This window comes from Lacihabitans sp. CCS-44 (genome assembly GCF_024343735.1).
Taxonomy (GTDB): domain Bacteria; phylum Bacteroidota; class Bacteroidia; order Cytophagales; family Spirosomataceae; genus Leadbetterella.
In genome coordinates this window covers 166,443-184,718 of the sequence record NZ_RJUE01000003.1, presented here as the reverse complement: position 1 = coordinate 184,718, position 18,276 = coordinate 166,443, and the positions used below count along the sequence as shown (strand labels likewise).

The 18,276-nt window shown below is 36.9% G+C and carries 20 protein-coding genes; 8 read left to right on the top strand and 12 right to left on the bottom strand.

Annotated features, from left to right (window positions below; all coding sequences use genetic code 11):
- Positions 1 to 91: 91 nt before the first annotated feature.
- The 4 genes from EGI26_RS03565 to EGI26_RS03550 all read right to left on the bottom strand — a co-directional run bounded on the left by EGI26_RS03565 (position 92) and on the right by EGI26_RS03550 (position 5,268).
- On the bottom strand, positions 92 to 1,441 hold the full coding sequence (locus tag EGI26_RS03565; protein WP_255076387.1) for an AAA family ATPase: 1,350 nt from the start codon (positions 1,439 to 1,441) through the stop codon (positions 92 to 94).
- A gap of 357 nt (positions 1,442 to 1,798) precedes the next feature.
- Positions 1,799 to 3,673 carry a M1 family metallopeptidase gene (locus EGI26_RS03560; protein ID WP_255076385.1) on the bottom strand — a complete coding sequence of 625 codons (1,875 nt, stop codon included), beginning with the start codon at positions 3,671 to 3,673 and terminating at the stop codon, positions 1,799 to 1,801.
- A 9-nt stretch (positions 3,674 to 3,682) separates the two neighbouring features.
- Positions 3,683 to 4,732, bottom strand: a complete 1,050-nt coding sequence (locus EGI26_RS03555) for a S9 family peptidase (RefSeq protein ID WP_255076384.1) — start codon at positions 4,730 to 4,732, stop codon at positions 3,683 to 3,685.
- Between the two features lie 242 nt (positions 4,733 to 4,974).
- A complete protein-coding gene (locus EGI26_RS03550; protein WP_255076383.1) occupies positions 4,975 to 5,268 on the bottom strand; it encodes a putative quinol monooxygenase in 294 nt (97 codons plus the stop codon).
- Positions 5,269 to 5,475: 207 nt separating this feature from the next.
- Here EGI26_RS03550 and EGI26_RS03545 point away from each other — a divergent pair, with 207 nt between their 5' ends.
- Positions 5,476 to 6,234, top strand: a complete 759-nt coding sequence (locus EGI26_RS03545; RefSeq protein ID WP_255076381.1) for a T9SS type A sorting domain-containing protein — start codon at positions 5,476 to 5,478, stop codon at positions 6,232 to 6,234.
- 189 nt (positions 6,235 to 6,423) lie between these two features.
- Here EGI26_RS03545 and EGI26_RS03540 read toward each other — a convergent pair whose 3' ends face one another.
- Both EGI26_RS03540 and EGI26_RS03535 read right to left on the bottom strand, forming a co-directional pair.
- Positions 6,424 to 6,972 (bottom strand): hypothetical protein, encoded by a 549-nt coding sequence (locus EGI26_RS03540; RefSeq protein ID WP_255076380.1) that lies wholly within the window; start codon positions 6,970 to 6,972, stop codon positions 6,424 to 6,426.
- Positions 6,973 to 7,017: 45 nt separating this feature from the next.
- Positions 7,018 to 8,580, bottom strand: coding sequence for a pseudouridine synthase (locus EGI26_RS03535; RefSeq protein ID WP_255076379.1), 1,563 nt, complete (start codon positions 8,578 to 8,580; stop codon positions 7,018 to 7,020).
- A gap of 237 nt (positions 8,581 to 8,817) precedes the next feature.
- Between EGI26_RS03535 and EGI26_RS03530 the strand changes: the two genes are divergently transcribed.
- Positions 8,818 to 9,729, top strand: a complete 912-nt coding sequence (locus EGI26_RS03530; protein ID WP_255076378.1) for an SPFH domain-containing protein — start codon at positions 8,818 to 8,820, stop codon at positions 9,727 to 9,729.
- Between the two features lies 1 nt (position 9,730).
- Complete coding sequence (locus EGI26_RS03525) at positions 9,731 to 10,162, top strand: NfeD family protein (RefSeq protein ID WP_255076377.1); 432 nt, start codon at positions 9,731 to 9,733, stop codon at positions 10,160 to 10,162.
- 64 nt (positions 10,163 to 10,226) lie between these two features.
- Here EGI26_RS03525 and EGI26_RS03520 read toward each other — a convergent pair whose 3' ends face one another.
- The 4 genes from EGI26_RS03520 to EGI26_RS03510 form a co-directional block, all read right to left on the bottom strand.
- The gene (locus EGI26_RS03520; protein ID WP_255076376.1) at positions 10,227 to 11,093 is read right to left on the bottom strand and encodes a carbon-nitrogen hydrolase; all 867 of its coding nucleotides are present in this window, start codon (positions 11,091 to 11,093) and stop codon (positions 10,227 to 10,229) included.
- A gap of 84 nt (positions 11,094 to 11,177) precedes the next feature.
- On the bottom strand, positions 11,178 to 11,558 hold the full coding sequence (locus EGI26_RS21295; RefSeq protein ID WP_409035352.1) for a type II toxin-antitoxin system VapC family toxin: 381 nt from the start codon (positions 11,556 to 11,558) through the stop codon (positions 11,178 to 11,180).
- A gap of 9 nt (positions 11,559 to 11,567) precedes the next feature.
- Positions 11,568 to 11,783, bottom strand: coding sequence for a DUF2281 domain-containing protein (locus tag EGI26_RS03515; protein WP_255076375.1), 216 nt, complete (start codon positions 11,781 to 11,783; stop codon positions 11,568 to 11,570).
- Between the two features lie 59 nt (positions 11,784 to 11,842).
- Positions 11,843 to 12,913 carry an Ldh family oxidoreductase gene (locus tag EGI26_RS03510; protein WP_255076374.1) on the bottom strand — a complete coding sequence of 357 codons (1,071 nt, stop codon included), beginning with the start codon at positions 12,911 to 12,913 and terminating at the stop codon, positions 11,843 to 11,845.
- A gap of 126 nt (positions 12,914 to 13,039) precedes the next feature.
- Here EGI26_RS03510 and EGI26_RS03505 point away from each other — a divergent pair, with 126 nt between their 5' ends.
- The 5 genes from EGI26_RS03505 (at position 13,040) to EGI26_RS03485 (ending at position 17,706) form a co-directional block, all read left to right on the top strand.
- Positions 13,040 to 14,614 (top strand): DUF4139 domain-containing protein, encoded by a 1,575-nt coding sequence (locus EGI26_RS03505; protein WP_255076373.1) that lies wholly within the window; start codon positions 13,040 to 13,042, stop codon positions 14,612 to 14,614.
- Between the two features lie 5 nt (positions 14,615 to 14,619).
- Positions 14,620 to 15,231 carry a DUF502 domain-containing protein gene (locus EGI26_RS03500; RefSeq protein WP_255076372.1) on the top strand — a complete coding sequence of 204 codons (612 nt, stop codon included), beginning with the start codon at positions 14,620 to 14,622 and terminating at the stop codon, positions 15,229 to 15,231.
- Positions 15,228 to 15,818, top strand: coding sequence for a hypothetical protein (locus EGI26_RS03495; RefSeq protein WP_255076371.1), 591 nt, complete (start codon positions 15,228 to 15,230; stop codon positions 15,816 to 15,818). Before EGI26_RS03500 ends, EGI26_RS03495 begins: the two co-directional genes overlap by 4 nt.
- 100 nt (positions 15,819 to 15,918) lie before the next feature.
- On the top strand, positions 15,919 to 17,157 hold the full coding sequence (locus EGI26_RS03490) for a 3-phosphoshikimate 1-carboxyvinyltransferase (protein WP_255076370.1): 1,239 nt from the start codon (positions 15,919 to 15,921) through the stop codon (positions 17,155 to 17,157).
- A 12-nt stretch (positions 17,158 to 17,169) separates the two neighbouring features.
- Positions 17,170 to 17,706, top strand: coding sequence for a hypothetical protein (locus EGI26_RS03485; RefSeq protein WP_255076369.1), 537 nt, complete (start codon positions 17,170 to 17,172; stop codon positions 17,704 to 17,706).
- 19 nt (positions 17,707 to 17,725) lie between these two features.
- On the opposite strand, the gene EGI26_RS03480 is transcribed toward EGI26_RS03485, so the two are convergent.
- Both EGI26_RS03480 and EGI26_RS03475 read right to left on the bottom strand, forming a co-directional pair.
- Positions 17,726 to 18,010 (bottom strand): type II toxin-antitoxin system RelE/ParE family toxin, encoded by a 285-nt coding sequence (locus tag EGI26_RS03480; RefSeq protein ID WP_255076368.1) that lies wholly within the window; start codon positions 18,008 to 18,010, stop codon positions 17,726 to 17,728.
- A complete protein-coding gene (locus EGI26_RS03475; RefSeq protein ID WP_255076367.1) occupies positions 18,010 to 18,228 on the bottom strand; it encodes a hypothetical protein in 219 nt (72 codons plus the stop codon). Before EGI26_RS03475 ends, EGI26_RS03480 begins: the two co-directional genes overlap by 1 nt.
- Positions 18,229 to 18,276: the final 48 nt, after the last annotated feature.

Genomic DNA, 18,276 nt, shown 5'->3' with positions numbered 1-18,276 from the left:
AAAACTAAACTCCTCGAGATTAAGTTCAACATTGGCTTCATTCTAGGCATTGCATGCCGAACGAAGCCTTAGCTGTTAGTGGCTGGGCTTTTTATCGGCATAATTGTATTAATAATTCTGTGGAAATTCTCAATTGGTCTTCTGTATATGTCCGACTTGGGTCTGGATGGTCGATGGCATTTCTAATATATGTGCATAAAGTGTCATAGGTAGTTGTGCCAAATGACGATGCTTTTCCATGAGTCGTTGAATTATAAAACGAATTATTCTTAATAAAGTCGTCACAAGACTTCACAGTGTTTTTAGATTCCTTTTGCTGTAGCCATCCGTAGAGTTCAATATGATAGTCATTTGAAACAATATCGAAGGCTAAATAATTTGTTTCAGCGTTTGTTATTGATGGTAATACAGAAGGTGCATCAATCTTTTTTGCACTAATAACTCCTCCAGTTTCAGTTAGTACTATTACTAAATTTTTTGTCTTATCGCTTAAGGCCTCACTCAAAACATGCTCTGAATGGGTAGCAATAAAAAGTTGTGTTTTTTGAATGCTAGATTCGGTAAATAGGTCTTTAAAGTATTTTAATATTTTCTTCTGCCACTTAGGGTGCATGCTCAGTTCTGGTTCATCAATCATAATTGCTGCACCGTCCAGTTTTTTGCTGTTTTTTAAAAGGTAGATACCTCTAAATACGATTTGTTTTTCGCCGGTACTTAGATTGTCAATTGTTATTGTTTTCCCGTTTTTGTTAAATAGTAATTGTTTTTCATTTAAGCTGTCTACAACGCCTTCAAATTCAATTTTTTCAAAGAAATTATCAAAAGCATTCTTAAATCGGAAGGTTTTCGAAGTTGGATAAAACTCTGGAACAGATTTGGGATTTGCCCCTAATGTCTCATTAAGTTTCATGTAATCAGATTCATCTTGATTTTTGATGTCAACTAAGAGTTGTTTTAATGATGTGAAATCATCCTGTTGGTCAACATCATATTTTTCAATATCAAGTTGCTTAGTGGTTGTTGAAGTAATCTGTTGTGTTTTGTAGTCCGCTCTAGCTTTGGAAAAGACACAACCATAATATCTTAGATCTTTAATGTCTGATTCTAGCAGTTGTGGGTTGTTACTTCTGTCGGTTCTGATTCCTCTAACTACACCCGAGCTATCTTTTATATCAAAAAAGTTTTTGTGGGTGGTTCCGTCTGTCGCATGAATAGCAGTAAATATTTGATTACCAATACTAAATTCTATGTGTTCAAAATGTTCGAATGTCCCTACATTAAGAAAAGTACTTGTCGTTTCTAGAATAGATGTTTTACCAGTCCCATTTTCACCAGCAAATATTATGTTATCGAAATCTTCGCCTGTTGCTGAAGTTGTCAGATCAAGTTCTAAGTTCCCTAGTACGGAATGGTTTTTCCATTTAATTTTTCTAATCTTCATTCTATTGATTTTATGCGTCTGTTAGCCTTGCCACTAACGAGTATATTTATCTACCTATTTTCCAGAGGTAGATAAATATCTCAATTATCCTTTTGCTATTAATTTGTTTAAAAAATTGATTTTTAGTGGTTTGAATTGTTTTTTGTGGGCAGACATATTTTTTGTGTTTATTTGAGGTTCCGATATATTTTTTGATTCTGAATATCTCGGTCGTAAAATCAAGGAATCAAATATAAAGGTAGTTGTTCTCTTAATCAAAAATTATTTAAGATTTAATTTGCCCAATAGACTCACGATTTTGGCAAATCCTTTCGGGGTGATTTATTTACATATTTACAAGGTTTTTAAGCTACTGCATCACCCCAGCCCCCCAAAGAAAAACAATACTCTCTGCACCCAAAAAAGCATTTTCGTGCTGTATTTTGCTGCAGCTTTGGTGGGTTCTTTTGCTGCCATGGAGTTGTTGATCATATTCAAATCCATCCAATTGATATAATTTGGGTCTATTTGGGCATATCTGATTCTCTTATTAAACTTGTATTTTTTGTAACGTTCCTTGCCGTCCCAGTTTAGGATCAAGAATTTCTTATCATCAAAAACTACTTTTATTTGTGCTGGCATGGTCATTTCGCCCAGTCGGCTCACTGTAAAAGTACCAAATGGCGTTTGTTTTCTTGGTGCGTTTGTAATTGCAGAAACGGCATAGTCGCAGTCTGGAGCCTCAAATAATACCTGTTTAAAAAACCAATCTAAATTTTGGAATTTTGTTTGCTTGGCGGCAATTTCATTGGCGGTGTTTATAAAGTCTTGTGGTGTGGGATGTTTAAATTTGTAGCGTGCAAAATAGGTTTGCATGACATCGTCCATAACTTTTGTGCCTAGGAGACCTTCTAAGGTTTTTAGCCAAGTGGCAGTTTTTTGATAAGTCATAATGCCATAAGTTCCGCCTGGGTAACTCCATGCATTTCTTCGTATTTCTGATATTTTTGGATTGTCCATCATGACATAACTGGCTCTTGAGGAGGCTAAATCGTGGAGTGTAAACCCGAAAATGTTGGCTTGTTGGCCTTTATAGTATTGCTGCATGATACGGCCTTCGTAATATTGTGTAAAGCCTTCGTCCATCCAAGAGTCTTCAAACTCATTGCTAGCCACCATGCCTTGGAAATACTGATGGACAAATTCGTGGATAGTTACAACTTCCTGAAACTTACCCCAACTGCCTACACCCCAATAACTCCCACAAGTTATGAGCGTTGGGTATTCCATACCACCTGAGCCAGAACCAGCCAAAGTTGGGTCTATGAGCGATAATGTACTGTGTGGATACTTGCCTACGTTTTTTTCCATATAATCAATGGAGTTTTTTGCAGATTCAAAATATCTATGAGCCATTGAAAAATGCTCTGGCTGCACATAAGCCATGATTGTTATGCCTTTGTACTTTTCTTCTAAGTATTTATAATGAGGAGACGCCGTCCAAGCAAAATCATGGACATCGGTTGCCTCAAATCTCACAGTTTTTGTGTTGTTTTTGTGGATTATCTCAGCTTTCTTTTCGCCAGAGCCTGCTATGATGAAGTTTTTCGGGAGAGTTATTTGTACATTGTAGTTTCCAAAATCTGCAAAAAATTCGGTGTTTGCATGAAACTGATGGCAATTCCATTTTCCGTTTTCTTCCAAAACTCCGATTTTTGGAAACCATTGGCCTACAAAAAAATAATCGTGGTCGGCCCAGCCGGTTCTGGCAAATATTTTGGGTAGCTTCGCCCTAAAATCCAGATCTAAAACTATCGTTTCGCCCGGATTCACAGCTTTTGATAGTTTTACTTGAATTACTGTTTTGTCGTAAACATTAAAGTCGTCGGTTTGAATGAATTTTATTTTTGGATAAAGATTTTCCCCATTTCTGATTTTTAATGTGCTCAAATAGATATTTCCGAAGTTTCGAAGTTTGGTAGTATCCATTTTGTCACCACGCAATTGTCCGCCTGATTCTTTGAAAAAAGTAGAGTTTTCGTCTTTGAAGGCATTGAGATAAAGATGAAACTGAAGTTCGGAAGTAGGTTTTGATGTTTTGTTGGTCCATGTTAAAGTTTGGCTACCTTTTAGCGTCTTGGTTTGGGGATTTAGGCTGACTTTTATGTCATAATTGGCTATTCTTTGGCTTTTAGGTGTATTGGCAAAAGTATTTATGGCAACGAATATGAAAAGTATAATCTTTTGGTACATAGTTTTTTGTCAGAGTTTTAGGTTCAAGATATACTCTTTAATAGTGGTGAGAGTTTGATCTGAAATACCATCTTTTAGCTGAAAGTATTCTTGAAGGCCACCTGTTTTGGCCACCTGAAAAAGGTGATTGTGCATGTGCAAAATTTGAGTTTTTATGTGCTTATTTTTCAAGTTTTCAATTGCCGAAAGGTTGGAGTTTACTTCCACTTGCTGATCTAGGCTTCCATTGAGAGCCAATGTTGGACATTTTAATTTGGCCCAATAGCTGATTGGGTCATATTGTAGAAAACTGATGTACCATTTGCTATTTAGTTGCTTCATTAAAATGGGGGTGTTGCTTGCTGTAACACCTAATACAAAACTTTCACCTTTGTATTGATCCTTATATTTTGCGGCTAATTGGTCGATCGTTTGTGCTTTCTGTGTACTATCTACATTCTTAACTACCTCTGAAAGCATGGGTTCAAAAAAACTAACTATAAAATGTTCAACATGCTCTTTCGGAACACCCATATTCTCATAAATGTCTATGTTTTGCCTGATTAATACTTTTTTGCCCGAAAGTGCTGGTCCTGCCAAAGAAACAACAAAAGCCGTTTTTTTTACTTTTGAAGCCACCAAAGGGGCTAATCCTCCACCCTCGCTGTGGCCTATAATGCCAATTTTTTTGAATTTCAACTTGGTTTTTAAATAATTTACAGCTGCCTGAGCATCCAGAGCAAGCTCTTGTGTAGTACTTTTAGAAGTCTTTGGTCCACCAGATTTATAGCCGCCCCTGTCATCATATCTCAAAACGCCTATGCCGTTATTACTCAAATATTCTGCAAGAGATTTGAAAAGTTTATGTTTTCCTATGGTTGCATCTCTATCCGTCTGTCCAGATCCACTGATAAGAACTGCCACTGGAAATTTGCTGAGTCCATTAGGTGTGGTCAGTGTGCCGCTAAGTTTGAAGCTTTCCGTCAAGTCCCAAAATTCAACTTCTTTTTCTGTAAAACCTTGGCTGTGAGCATTTATAAAAAATGCAAGTATAATAAAAATTGATAAGTATTTTTTCATTTAATTCAGTGTTTAGGGCAATCGCAGTACCTTTTACCTTGAATTAGTTTTTTCAAAGTGTGGTTCTTTTTTTTGTAAGACCCGTCTTTTTTTCTTTTTCGACCATCAAATTCCTCGGTTTGTGTTTTATAATTAAGGACTGAGGCCATGGAGTCAAGACTGAAAAATAAGAAAACAGATAGAAGGATGCTGTATTTCATGTTAATGATGATTTTTATACTGTTCTAACGAATAGAAATTCGTTAAAGTTTATCCAAAGATAACATAGAATAGGCTTCTGGTTTATCTTCAAAATGGATTTTTGTATTGCTCCAAACAAAATTGAATAATTCAGAATTTCTATAATTTTCGAGGTCTTGTTCAGATTCCCAATGGCTGTGCGTCATAATGACATTGGGTTGGCCTATTTCTTGAAGTATTTCTACCATCAAACACCCTGGAAAGTTCCTTATTTTGTGCTTGTTTTCTTCTAAAAAACTTAAGAAATCTTCAATTTTTTCTAGTTTGAAGGTCATTTTTACTATTCTAATCACCATTTTTTACTTAATTTATTCATTTCTTTCACAGAGTAGCCTGTAATACAAATTCCAGCCTGTTAAGTCTGACATTCATACTTGGGCTTTATTCAAAATCGTTTGAAATCGGATTTAACTTTTTTTAAGACTAAATGTAATTCTCAAATTAAATTTATGTGCAACCTTCGTAAAAATATTTTGTCTATTGATATTAAAAAATAATAATTTATGAAAAAAGTAATAATGATGGGTTTTGCTGCCCTGATGTTTTTGGGAGCAACAGCCCAAAACAAAGAAGTAAGAAAAGAAATTAAAACAGAGGTGATGAATTCTGACACCCCAGGGAAAAAGAGAATCAGAATAGAAAAAAATGTAAACGGAAAGGTAGAAATTACAGAGAAAGAAATTGACGTGAAAAACGGAGATTCTAACGTGATGATACTTGACGAGCAACTGGACACGGTAATAGTGAACCAAAAAGGTGGTGAAAAACATGTGAAGGTTATAATTAAAGGCGATGAAGACGGAGACTTTGAATGGTCAGAAGATGGAGAAGGCTTAGCTGGGAGACATTCTGGCAAAATGAAGGTTTTTCCAAAAGGAAAAATGCAAGAGTTTCATTTTGAGATGGATAGATTGTCGGACAATATTGCAGATATTCCTTATCGATTCAGAACGTTTGATTCTGAAGTGTTTGATGATAGAATGAAGAAAGTTATGAATCCTGCTACTATCAGAACTGTAGATGTTTTTACAAATAAACCTGAGACTAATGTGCTGAATATTAGATTTTTTGCTCCAAAAGCAGGTGATGTGAATATCACTGTGCTAGACCTGCAAGGCAACGTAAAAGCTAAAGAGGAGGCGAAGAATTTCGAAGGCGAATACGTGGGGCAAATCAAACTTGGAAAAGGTGCCAAAGGTACTTATTTCGTGATTGTGTCACAAGGAGAAGACGGTATAAGTAGAAAAGTGAAGATTGACTGATTGTTGTTATAATTCGTAAACCTCCTTAGCTAGAGCTTTGGAGGTTTTTTTATGATTTTATATTCTGAAATAAATATTATTATTGATAAAATAAAAATAATAGGACATTTTGAATAAAATATAATTTCAGAAATAAATGAAAATAATAATCGATTAAAAACCCAATCGTTGGATTGGGTTTTAATTTTATTACTTTCCGAAAAGTCTTGCAAAGAAACCTTTTGCTTTAGCTGCAACTTGTGTTACGGCTTCTTCAGCTTCTCCTGCCAATTCGTTTGCTTTATCTTTTGCTTTGTTAAGAGCTTCTTCTGCATCTTCCTTCAAATCTCCTAGCTTCTCGGCAGCTTCGTTTTTAAATTCTGCAACACTTTCAGCATTTACAAACTCAGTAACTTTAGCTTTTGCAGTATTGAAGGCTTCTGTAGCTTCTCCAGCGATGTTTCCAGCCACTGCTTTTGCATCTGCCAATTTCTCAGCTGCCTCCGCTTTTATTTTGTCTGTGTCTATCATTTCACTCACTTTTTCTTTGGCAGTATTAAATGCTTCAGTAGCTTCACCAGCCAATTCCGTCATTTTTTCTTTAGCTTCCGCCAATTTCTCAGTCGCCTCTTCTTTCAGATTAGCCACCGCCTCAGCCGCCTCTTCTTTTACATCGGCTAATTTTTCAGTTGCTACTTCTTTAGCTTTAGCAGCCATATCACCTGCTTGATCCATAATATCTTTCTTATTCTCTTCCATTATTATTTTAGTTTACTGTTTATTTTTTTACAAATTTAATTAAAATCAAATTAAATACTTCAATCTAATGACCTCTTTTTCAGTAAGGAATCTCCAGTTTCCCCTAGGTAGGTCCTTTTTGGTTAGACCGGCATAAGTTGTTCTGTCCAATTTGGTTACCTCGTATCCCAAATGCTCAAAAATCCTTCTCACAATCCTGTTTTTGCCACTATGTATTTCTATACCAACTACTTGTCGGTCAGGAGTTATTACAGATAGGTCGTCAGCCTTTATTATTCCGTCTTCCAATTCTACCCCCTCCAAAATCTTGTCAAAATCTTCTTGCTCAATTTTCTTATCTAGCTCTGCTTGATAAATCTTCCTCATGGCGTTAGATGGGTGAGAAAGTTTCTCGGCCAGTTCGCCATCGTTAGTCATTAGCAGAAGACCGGTGGTGGCTCTATCTAATCTACCAACTGGGTAAATACGCTCAGGACAAGCCTTTTGTACCAAATCCATAACTGTTTTACGCCCTTCAGGATCATCTGTGGTAGTCAAGAAATCCTTTGGTTTGTTCAATAAGACATAAACCAACTTCTCCCTGTTCAATATTTTTCTGCCATATTTTACAACGTCAGTGGCTTGTACTTGGTAGCCCATTTCTGTTATTACCTCACCATTTACAGTTATTTGTCCACTTGCTATAAACTCATCTGCGTCTCTTCTTGAACAAAGTCCAGCATTGGCCAAGTATCTATTCAGACGGATAGTCGGCGTAAAAGTCTCACTACTTTCTACTTTCGTTCTTACTTTTGGAGGAAGTTTACTTTTTAGTGCGTCCTCTTCATAATTTGGACGAATCGCCTGCTTTGCATTTTTGTTATTGCCGTAGTTTGACTTGCTAATTTCAGGTTTTGAGGTGTTTTCTTTTCTTTCAAATGCCTTTCTTTCGAAATTCGGTCTTTCATTTCTGTTTTCAAAACCACCTCTGTTGTCTTCTCTTGGTTTGTAGCCACCTTCTGATCTTTCGCTTCTACCGCCAAATTCCCTTTTTGGAAAACCCTCTGAACGGTTTTCTGTTCTTGGGAAACGGTCGTCTTTGCGAGGAAATCTACTTTCTGTAGAACCTGCATTAGGTTTGCCGTAAGTATTGGGTTTAAATTCTTTCTTTGGGAATCTATCCGTCGAACGTCCAGTGTCTGGTCTGGCATCTTTTCTTGGAGCGTTGCGGTCAGGAAATCTGCTTCCTAGGTTTTCAACGTCTCTTTTAGTAAATCTTTCTGAAGGACCTTCTGGTTTTCCGTAAGTACTTGACTTGAAGTCTCTTTTAGGGAATCTGTCATTGCCGCCTTCAGGCTTGCCATAAGTATTTGGCTTGAATTCTTTCTTTGGAAATCTGTCGTTTCCACCTTCTGGCTTTCCGTAAGTATTGGGTTTAAATTCTCTTTTGGGGAATTTATCATTTCCACTTGAGGGTTTCGAAAATCCATCTTTTTTAGCAAATGGCTTATCAAAACTTCTTTTTTCTGGGCTAAAACCACCTTCTTTTCTCTTGAAATCTGGTCTGCCAAACGAGCTTTTGCTCGAATCTCTGTCGCTACTGCGACCTTCTGTTATTCTTTTTCTCATGTATGTTGCAATATCACTACTGTAATTTTGTACAAAGGTAATTTAAACCACTGATATACTTAAACTTAGCCTTGTATATTTATATTTTATCTTGAATATATCAATTACCGTTTGTCCTTGCCTGTATCCAATCTCATAAATTCCGCCTTGGTTCATCCGAATTATATTTCAGGAAACATTCTTGTAATTAATTTTGACCCATTACTTTTAGTATCTAAACTTTAAAACCAAGAAATTATGTATTCACTTATTGCCATTACGTTATTGATTGTGGTAGTCATTATGATGGCCGTCAAAGTTGTGCCGCAGCAAAATGCTTACATTGCCGAAAGGCTCGGTAAGTATAACGGAATTCTTCAGCCGGGTATCAATTTTATCATTCCTTTTTTTGATAGAATTGCCTACAAGCATAGTTTGAAAGAACAAGCCTACGACATTCACGAGCAGATTTGTATCACCCGTGACAACGTGCAGGTGCGTGTAGACGGCGTTATATTCCTCCAAGTTGTAGATCCTCAAAAGGCCTCATACGGTATCAATGATTACGTTTTTGCAGTAACACAGTTGGCCCAAACTACCATGCGTAGCGAAATAGGTAAGATAGATTTAGACAAAACTTTTGTTGAAAGAATGGTCATAAATCTTGCTGTGGTGGCGGCCATAGATGAGGCAGCGATAGGTTGGGGAGTAAAAGTGCTTCGTTATGAAATTAAGAATATTTCGCCTCCAACTACTGTTCTTCAAGCGATGGAGAAGCAAATGCAGGCGGAGAGAGAGAAACGTTCGGTTATTTTGGAATCGGAAGGTAAAAAACAGTTTGCCATAAACGTAGCTCAAGGCGAAAGAGAAAGAGTCGTTTTGGAGTCTGAGGCTCAAATGCAGCAGCAAAAAAACAAGGCCGAAGGTGAAGCGAATGCCATCAGAGCCGTTGCAGAAGCTACGGCAGATTCCATCAGGTTGGTGGCGGAATCTATCCAAGCTAAAGGTGGTATGCAGGCGGTGCAGCTGAAAGTGGCAGAAAACTATATTGAGCAGTTTGGTAAATTGGCCAAAACTACCAATACAATGATATTGCCTTCAAATTTGGCCGATGTTTCGAGCATTATTGCGACTGCCATGAATGTAATCAAACAAGAAAATACCAAATAAAATGGAAATTTCAGGTATAAATATTTGGGTAATAATAGGAGTAGTACTGCTCATTTTAGAAATTTTTACCACTTCATTTTACGCTATATTTTTTGGAATAGGAGCATTGGTCACTGCCTTGTTTGTGTATTTGGGCTTGGCAGAAGAACTGCCTACTCAAGTTATCATTTTTGCTTTGAGTTCGATTGTCAGCTTATTGTTTTTTAGGAAAAGAATACTAGAGCTTTTTACAAAAAATAGCTCGGAGTTTAAAGAAATCATCGACGAGTATGCCAAGGTTTCCAAAGAAATTCCTACCAATGGAGAAGGAAAAGTCTTTTACAGAGGTTCTGATTGGATTGCCTATCAGGCTGATGGTAAGTCGATTGAAGAGGGAACGAAGGTGCTAATAAAAAAGATAGACGGTATAAAGCTGATAGTGGAGGAGGTTTGAAAACATTCTCATTCTTTTTGGGAAGAATACAATTAGCCTAAAAGCTAATTGTATTTTTTTAATCTTAATCAATAAACCTCTTCAGAATCGGCTCGTAAGAATCTATTCTTCTGTCTCGAAGATATGGCCAGGTAGTTCTATAATATTCTGTTTTCTCCAGATCAAGTGTTTCCACATGTGTCTCTTCTTTTTCATGAGAAGCCAAATACAGTAATCTTCCGTGCGGATTAGCGATAAATGAGCCTCCCCAGAATTTCTGATTGGCCTCAATGCCTACTCTATTTACGGAAACCACATAAAGACCGTTGGCAACCGCATGAGAGCGTTGGATGATTTGCCAAGCGTCGTATTGTTCTTGATTGATAACGGGGTCTTTTTCGTCCATATCCCAACCAATGGCTGTTGGGTAAAACAAAATATCCGCACCCATCAGTGAGGTAATACGGGCGGCCTCAGGATACCATTGATCCCAACAAATCAACACCCCGATTTTCCCGAATTTGGTTTCCCAAACTTTATAACCTAGGTCGCCCGGCGTAAAATAAAACTTCTCATAATAGCCTGGGTCATCAGGAATATGCATTTTGCGGTATTTTCCAAGATAACTTCCATCGGCATCGATAATGGCTGCTGTATTGTGATACAATCCTTGAGCTCGTTTTTCGAAAAGTGAAACTATGAGAACTACGTCCAATTCTTTGGCCACAATTTGCATGGTTTCGGTGGTTGGACCTGGAATGGCCTCACCAAGCTTAAAGTTTTCATGATCTTCTACATCACAAAAATAAAGAGACGAAAACAACTCTTGCAAACAGATAATCTGGGCTCCTTTTGCGGCCGCTTCTCTGATTTTTATAATGGTTTTTGATATGTTTTCCTGCACATTTCCAGTGCAAGACATCTGAATAAGGCCTATGTTTATGTTTTTCATATTTGTTTAACCGCTAAGTCGCAAAGACGCAAAGATTTTTTTGTTTCAAATGAAGAAACGGTTATTTATCATTTCTTTGCAAATTTACCAAACAGTTTCGACGATATCTTGATACAGATTAAATTTTTCGTCTTTGGTAATTATTTTGAGGTTTTCGACTGCCGCGGTGGAAATAATTAGTCTATCGAATGGGTCTTTGTGGATTGGGATTTGAGGTAAGCTTAAATAAAATTCTAAATGGCCTAATTCAATTTCAAGGAATTCGATTTTTAAAGTGGACAGTTCTTTCTGTAAATCTTCGAATGAACTATAGAAGTATAGTTTGCCTAAATTTTTCTTTATTGCAATCTCAAATAAAGAGGTCTTCGAAACAAAACAAGAATATTTTTCATCCTCAATGAGTGTTTTTGAAAGCGAGGATAATTTTTCAGGACTGTTTAAAGTCCAAATTAAAGTGTGTGTCAAGCAGATATCTCATGTCCAAAATTCTTCTAATTCTGTCAAAGGTTCATCGAAATCATCAGGAATTTCAAATTTCCCTCTCATTGTTCCCAGTTGTCTTTTTCCTGACTTTACTTTTTCCTCAACTTCTTCAAAAACAACTTTAACCTGAGCTTTCTCAATATTTTTTGGCAACTCATTCAAAGTGATTTTACCATTTTCATAAATACCTTCAATTGTCGTTGTCATGATGACCATTGTTTATGAAACAAATTTAACGAAATTATTTAGTTCTGGTGGGGAATTTATTAAAACTTCACCCCAAATCTTTCACCCAGTTCCTTCAAGCTATCTACCACAGGGTCAATCAATGGCAAACCTGAAACCAACCTTTCCGCTCTAAAATTTCTTTCCTGATCTCCAGGTATTTGAACGGGATTACCATCAATATGTTTGGCCGAACGGAATCTCTCAATCCACTTGTCCATACTTTGTTTAAACTCTTCTTTTGGTCTAAAACCATCTACCCGCATGGCTCCAAGGAAATGCCCAGTGCCTTTTCCGACTTGTTCTGCCGCTACACCATGAAAACCAGCGGTGGCAAAAGGAGGCACCCATGGGCCGAAATTTGCACCAGAAAGTACACCTGAAAATATATCAACTACAGCTCCCAAACCGTATCCTTTGTGACTTCCATGCTCTCTATCGCCGCCTAAAGGCAACAATCCACCACCTTCTTTTACAGCATTGGCATTGTCCGTGGGGTCGCCGTTTTCATCCTGAACCCAGCCCATTGGTGCATTCATGCCCTTTCTTTGCAATATTTCCATTTTGCCATAAGCTACGGCCGTGGTGGCAAAATCAGCCAAAAAAGCAGGTTGTTTGTCAGCAGGAACTGCCACAGCAATCGGATTTGTACCTAGCAATTTTTCTTTAGAAAAAGTAGGAACAACGAGCGGTGCAGCGTTGGTCATGGCCCAACCAATCATATCGTGTTCCAAGGCTTGTGAAGCATGATATCCGGCAATGCCAAAATGGTTAGAGTTTTGGACAGAAATCCAGCCCGAACCAGCTTTTTTTGCTTTTCTGATAGCCAATTTCATGGCAAAAGGAGCTACAACCAATCCGAGGCCTTTGTCTCCATCAATAGTGGCGGTACTCGGAGTTTCATAAACTATTGTAATATGTGGCTTGGGATTGAGTCTTCCGTGGTCAAAAAGTCGAACGTAGCCGGCCAAACGAGCCACACCATGGGAATCCACACCATTCAAATCTGCATTAATCAACACGTCAGCCGCTAATTTGGCATCTTTGGTGCTGCAGCCTATGGCTTTAAAAACATTTTCTGTAAATTTTCTGACTCTGTCTGGTGCGTACATTGAATGATTGTTTTGGCTTGCAAAATTATTAAAAATAAGACCTGAATGGGCGTTTGGAAAAAAGAATTCTTCGAAAATGAAGTTTTTTGAGGAAAAAAGCGTTAATTCATATAAATAATCTCAAGTATGAAATTTATAAAAACAGCTTTATTAGTAATAAGTTTATTCTCAGTTGGTTTTGCCCAAAACATAAAAAAAGTAGATGCCAAAATCGATAAAGTTACGGTTTTCTTGCAACAAGCTCAGCTAGAAAAATCTGTAAATACGTCGCTGTCAGCGGGTGTAACCAAGCTCTTAGTGGACGATATTGCTAATAGTATTGACGCCAATAGTATACTAGTAGAAGGCAAAGGTGATTTTACCCTTTTGGCAGTAAAGTATAGTGCTAACCATCTAAATAATAAGGTTTTGGTTTTGCAAGATTCTGTAGGGAAGGTTCAAGCAGATATTGAAAACTTAGAAATGCTTTTTGCTGTGGCCCAAAACGAAGAGAAAATGATTATGGCCAATTCTAATGTTAAAAGTGAAAAGGACGGACTTTTACCGGAGGATTTGAAAGAAATGATTGATTTTTTCAGGGTAAAACTGACCGAAGTAGGTGCAAGGCGTTTGCAGATACAAAGACAAATGCAGCCTTTGAAAGATAAAAAAGTGCGTTTGGAAAAGCAATTGGCCGAAGTTAGAAACAATTCCTTACCACTTGGGCAGATTGAACTGACGGTGAGTGCTTCTAAACCGACTTCAGCAAGTATTAAACTGAGCTATGTGGCCTATAATGCAGGTTGGAATCCTAACTACGACTTACGAGTAAAGGACACCAAAAGCCCGGTCATGATTGCCTACAAAGCAAGTGTTTATCAAAACACAGGTATTGATTGGAGCAATGTAAAGCTTTCATTGTCAACCTCTAATCCAGCTATTTCTGGCCAAAAAATGGAGCTAAATCCTCAGTTTTTGAGTTTTTATGTACCTCCAGTTGTTTATCAAAGAAATGTAAAATCGGCAAAAATGGAAGATGGAGTTACTATGGCCGCTCCAATGGCTATGGCTGATATGGCCACGGCCTCAAGGACAGTCGCCGTGGTAGAAACAGGAATGACCGTCAACTTTGATTTGGGCTCAACTTATACTATCAATTCTGGCGGGCAACCCGAAATCGTGGAGGTACAAACCTACAGTGCCGAAGCAGAATATAAAAGTGTAATAGCTCCAAAGCTTGATTTGAATGCCTATTTGGTAGCCGAACTCAAAAATTGGGAACAGTATAAATTGCTTTCTGGAGAAGCCAATGTGTATTTTGAGAACAAGTTCATTGGTAAAACCTTCATCAATGAGCAGAGTGTGGATAATATTTTAAAATTGAGTCTTGGAAAAGACACAAGAATAGTGGGAAAAAGAGAGGAAATAGAGAATTTCAAGGCTAGAAAAACCATTGGCTCAAATATACGAGAGAGTTTTGGATATAAGATTTCGGTTCGGAATACTAAATCCGAAACTGTTAAAGTAGTGTTAGAAGATCAAGTGCCTGTTTCGCAAGACTCTGATATTGAGGTAGATATTGAAGATGTTCAAGGAGGAGTAGTAGAAGCTAACACAGGGAAAACGACTTGGGTTTTCGAAGTTCCAGCCAGCCAAAGCAAAGAAGTTTTGCTCAAATACACGGTAAAATATCCAAAAGATAAACGAATCAATAACCTTTAAAATCTATGGAAGGAAGTTTTGGTAAATTGGTAAATAAGTTTTTGTCTTATTTTGTTAGGGGCTTACTTTTTGTAGCTCCTGTGGGTTTTACAATTTTGATTCTCTATAGTGCTTTTGATTTTGTTGATAGTTTGGTGAGGATCAAATTTAGCTGGGACAATCCCAATCAAGAGTTTTTTGTACCAGGTTTGGGTTTTTTGATCGTACTTTTTGGCACAGCTTTCATTGGTTTTGTTTTTACCAGATTACTTCCGCAAACCATTCAGAATTGGCTAGAGAATGGCATGAAACATCTGCCAATTGTTAAGATATTTTATACAGCTTTTAAAGACCTCATTTCAGCATTTGTTGGCGATAAAAAGAAGTTTAAAACTGGTGTTTTGGTGACTCTAAATAAAGAATCGAATATTCGAAAACTGGGTTTTTTGACACAAGATGGCCTCGATGTTATGGGGCTTCCTGATATGGTAAGTGTATATTGTCCACATGCTTACGCTTTTTCTGGAGATATGTTTATTGTACCCAAAGACCAAGTAGAGATTCTGTCTATTTCTAGTGCCGAGGTTATGAAAATCATTGTTTCCGGAGGCGTTTCTTTTTCTGATTCCAATACATGAAAAATTGCCTTTTCCTGATTTTAATATTTTGCTTTGGCAACGTGTTTTGCCAAGAACCACACCAAAAAGAAGCCTTGCAGATTGAAGAGCTATTGGAGAAAAACAACCCCAATTTGTATAAGACTATCCAAAGAGACGGTAATTTTTTGGTATTAGACAATTATCGAAACCACAAAAGAAGAAGATATTATGTGGGAGATAAGTTGGGTTTTAAAACAAAAAACGGACAATTTTTTCAAGAAGAATTAAGTGAAATTGGCGATTCTACGCTCACCATCATGCACTATAATAATGTTGAAAGAAAATTAGAAACTTGGAATATTAAGGTGTCTGATATAAAAAAAGTATATCGACATGAAGTTTACAAAGGTATAAAATGGGGCCTTGGATGGGGAAGTTTGGCGGCTTTTTTGCCCTTGGTATATGATTGGGTACAGTTTGGTCAATCTCCTACTCAAAATTCAGAAGCACTCATAATGATTCCTGCCATTCAGGCTGGATTGATAATTTTGAACAACCGTTCGAAGTTTTTCAATGGTATAAAATTAAGCGACAACAAGCAACTCAAGGTTTTTAAGAGTTTGTAAGTCAGTTACTTTACAATTCAGAGGTTCTTTTCAAACGAAATAAATCGTAATCTCCAAATTCATATTTTATCTTTGTGTTTTGGTAACATAACATTATAGGATGCATCGTATTTTAGTTAGAAAACAAACGGGTAATTTTAAGGAGAAAATCAGACTGGCTTCTTCAAAAAGTGAAAGTAATAGGGCTTTGATAATCAATGCTTTGTCAGGTTTTGGAGGAGAACTACAAAACCTCTCTTCGGCTAGAGATACCCAAACGATGATTCGTTTACTAAAATCTGAGGATGCAGTAGCAGATGTTTTAGATGCTGGTACTACCATGCGTTTTTTGACGGCCTATTTCGCCATAACCAACCAAATCAAAACCATGACAGGCACACCAAGAATGTGCGAACGTCCGATTGGTATTTTGGTAGATGCTTTAAAGTCAATAGGTTGTGAAATAGATTATCTCTCCAAAGAAGGTTATCCTCCAACGCAATTAAAGGGTTTTACCAAACAAAAAACCAACGAGATTTCAATAAGAGGAGATGTTAGCAGTCAGTATATTTCAGCTTTGTTGATGATAAGCCCATCATTGCCTAATGGATTGATGATTAGGTTGTTAGGTGAAATTGGTTCAATTCCGTACATCACCATGACCATAAAGCAAATGGAAGCTTTTGGTGTAAAAGTTTCAGCAGATTGGGATGCTAAAAAGCTCTCGGTTGAGCCTCAAACGTACAAACCAACAAGCTATCAAATAGAATCAGACTGGTCTGGAGCATCATATTGGTATTCTATAGTTGCCTTGGCAGAAAATGATGATGTAGAGATTGAGCTTTTGGGTTTAAAAGAAAATTCTTTGCAAGGCGATAGTGTTATTGTCAATATCATGGCTGAATTAGGTGTAAAAAGTACTTTCACTTCGGATGGTGTTTTGCTTCAAAAAATCAAAGCAAATGATACATTTGAGTGGGATTTTACAGATTGTCCTGATTTGGCTCAAACGGTTGCTGTGGTTTTAGTTGCAAAAAAAATAAAGGGAATTTTTACTGGTTTAGAAAGTTTAAAAATCAAAGAAACTGACAGAGTTTTGGCACTGCAAAATGAATTGGCCAAAATAGGAGGGACCTTAGAGGAAGTGGAGGCCAAAACCAGATATGAGGTGAATTTTGGTGGAAGTTGGGCTGAAACACCAACTTTTGAAACCTATGATGACCACCGAATGGCAATGGCTTTTGCACCATTGGCTATGATTTCGGATGTGATTATTGAGGAACCTGGAGTCGTAGCGAAATCTTATCCAAGTTATTGGGAGGATTTGAGCAAAATTGTCTCTTTTGATGAATTGAACTAAAAAAATAAGTAGATGAAGCAGATTTTGTTCGCTCTTTTTTTGTTTGCTGGCAATTTATCTATGGCTCAAGTTCAAGTAGCTCCAGATACTTCAAAAGCTCCTAAACCATTGGTTTTGGATAAGAAAACCTACAAAATGGATATACCTAAAGGTTGGAGAATTCAGGATAATTGCCAAGAAAACCTTTGTAGTTTGCTATCACCAACGGATACTTTGAGCTACATTGATAGGTTTGTAGATAATATCAATATCACGGTAGACAAACTCCCAAGTGCCAATTATACTGTAGATAAATACGCTCAGTTTTCTATAACTTATTTGCCTACTGTTGTAAAGAACTTCAAAGTGATTGAGAAAAAGAAGCTGAAGCCTAATGTTTATATGGTCACTTATAAAGGTGAAAAGAGCGGCTATGCCCAAACTTGGAGGCAATATTATTACGTCAAAAACGCCAAAGTTTTTATAGTGACTTTTGCCTGCGAAACCGAGAAATATGCTTATTATAAGGACATTGTAGAGCCTTATTTGAGTAGTTTTAGGTTAAAGTGATAGGGTATTAAATAGTTAATTACCTTTTTATTTGTCGGTTGTCAAAAAAAGTCACTACCTCAATTTCTTCCTTATTTATATTGATACGATAGTAAAAAGAAGTCTGCTTTGTGACAACGCACTTATAAAGACCAGGGAATTGTTTGGATTGTTGGCAGCTTTGAGGAAGTTGAGAGACTTGCGTCATTTTTAGATTTAGTTTTTCTAGAAAATCATTTTTTACTTTTGTATTCCAATTAGTTTCTAAAAATATAAGTAAATCTTCAATTTTAGCTTCTGCTAGTATTGAGAGGAAAATTTTCATTAAGATACCTTCCTTAAAAAATCTTCAAATGAAACCCGATGTCCATTATCTAACTGTTGAATTCCTAACTTTATTTCCTCTTTTTCGTCAGTTGTAAGTTCTGTCCAAAAATCAGTTTCCTTTTTCTTTAAAATATTAGAAATGCCTTGAATTAAATCAAAGTTATCAATTTCCAATATCATCTTTATCAGCTCAATTTTTGAGGTTTGTAAATCCATAATTTAATATTTATATTCAAATTTAAATATTTAGTCATTAACTCAAAA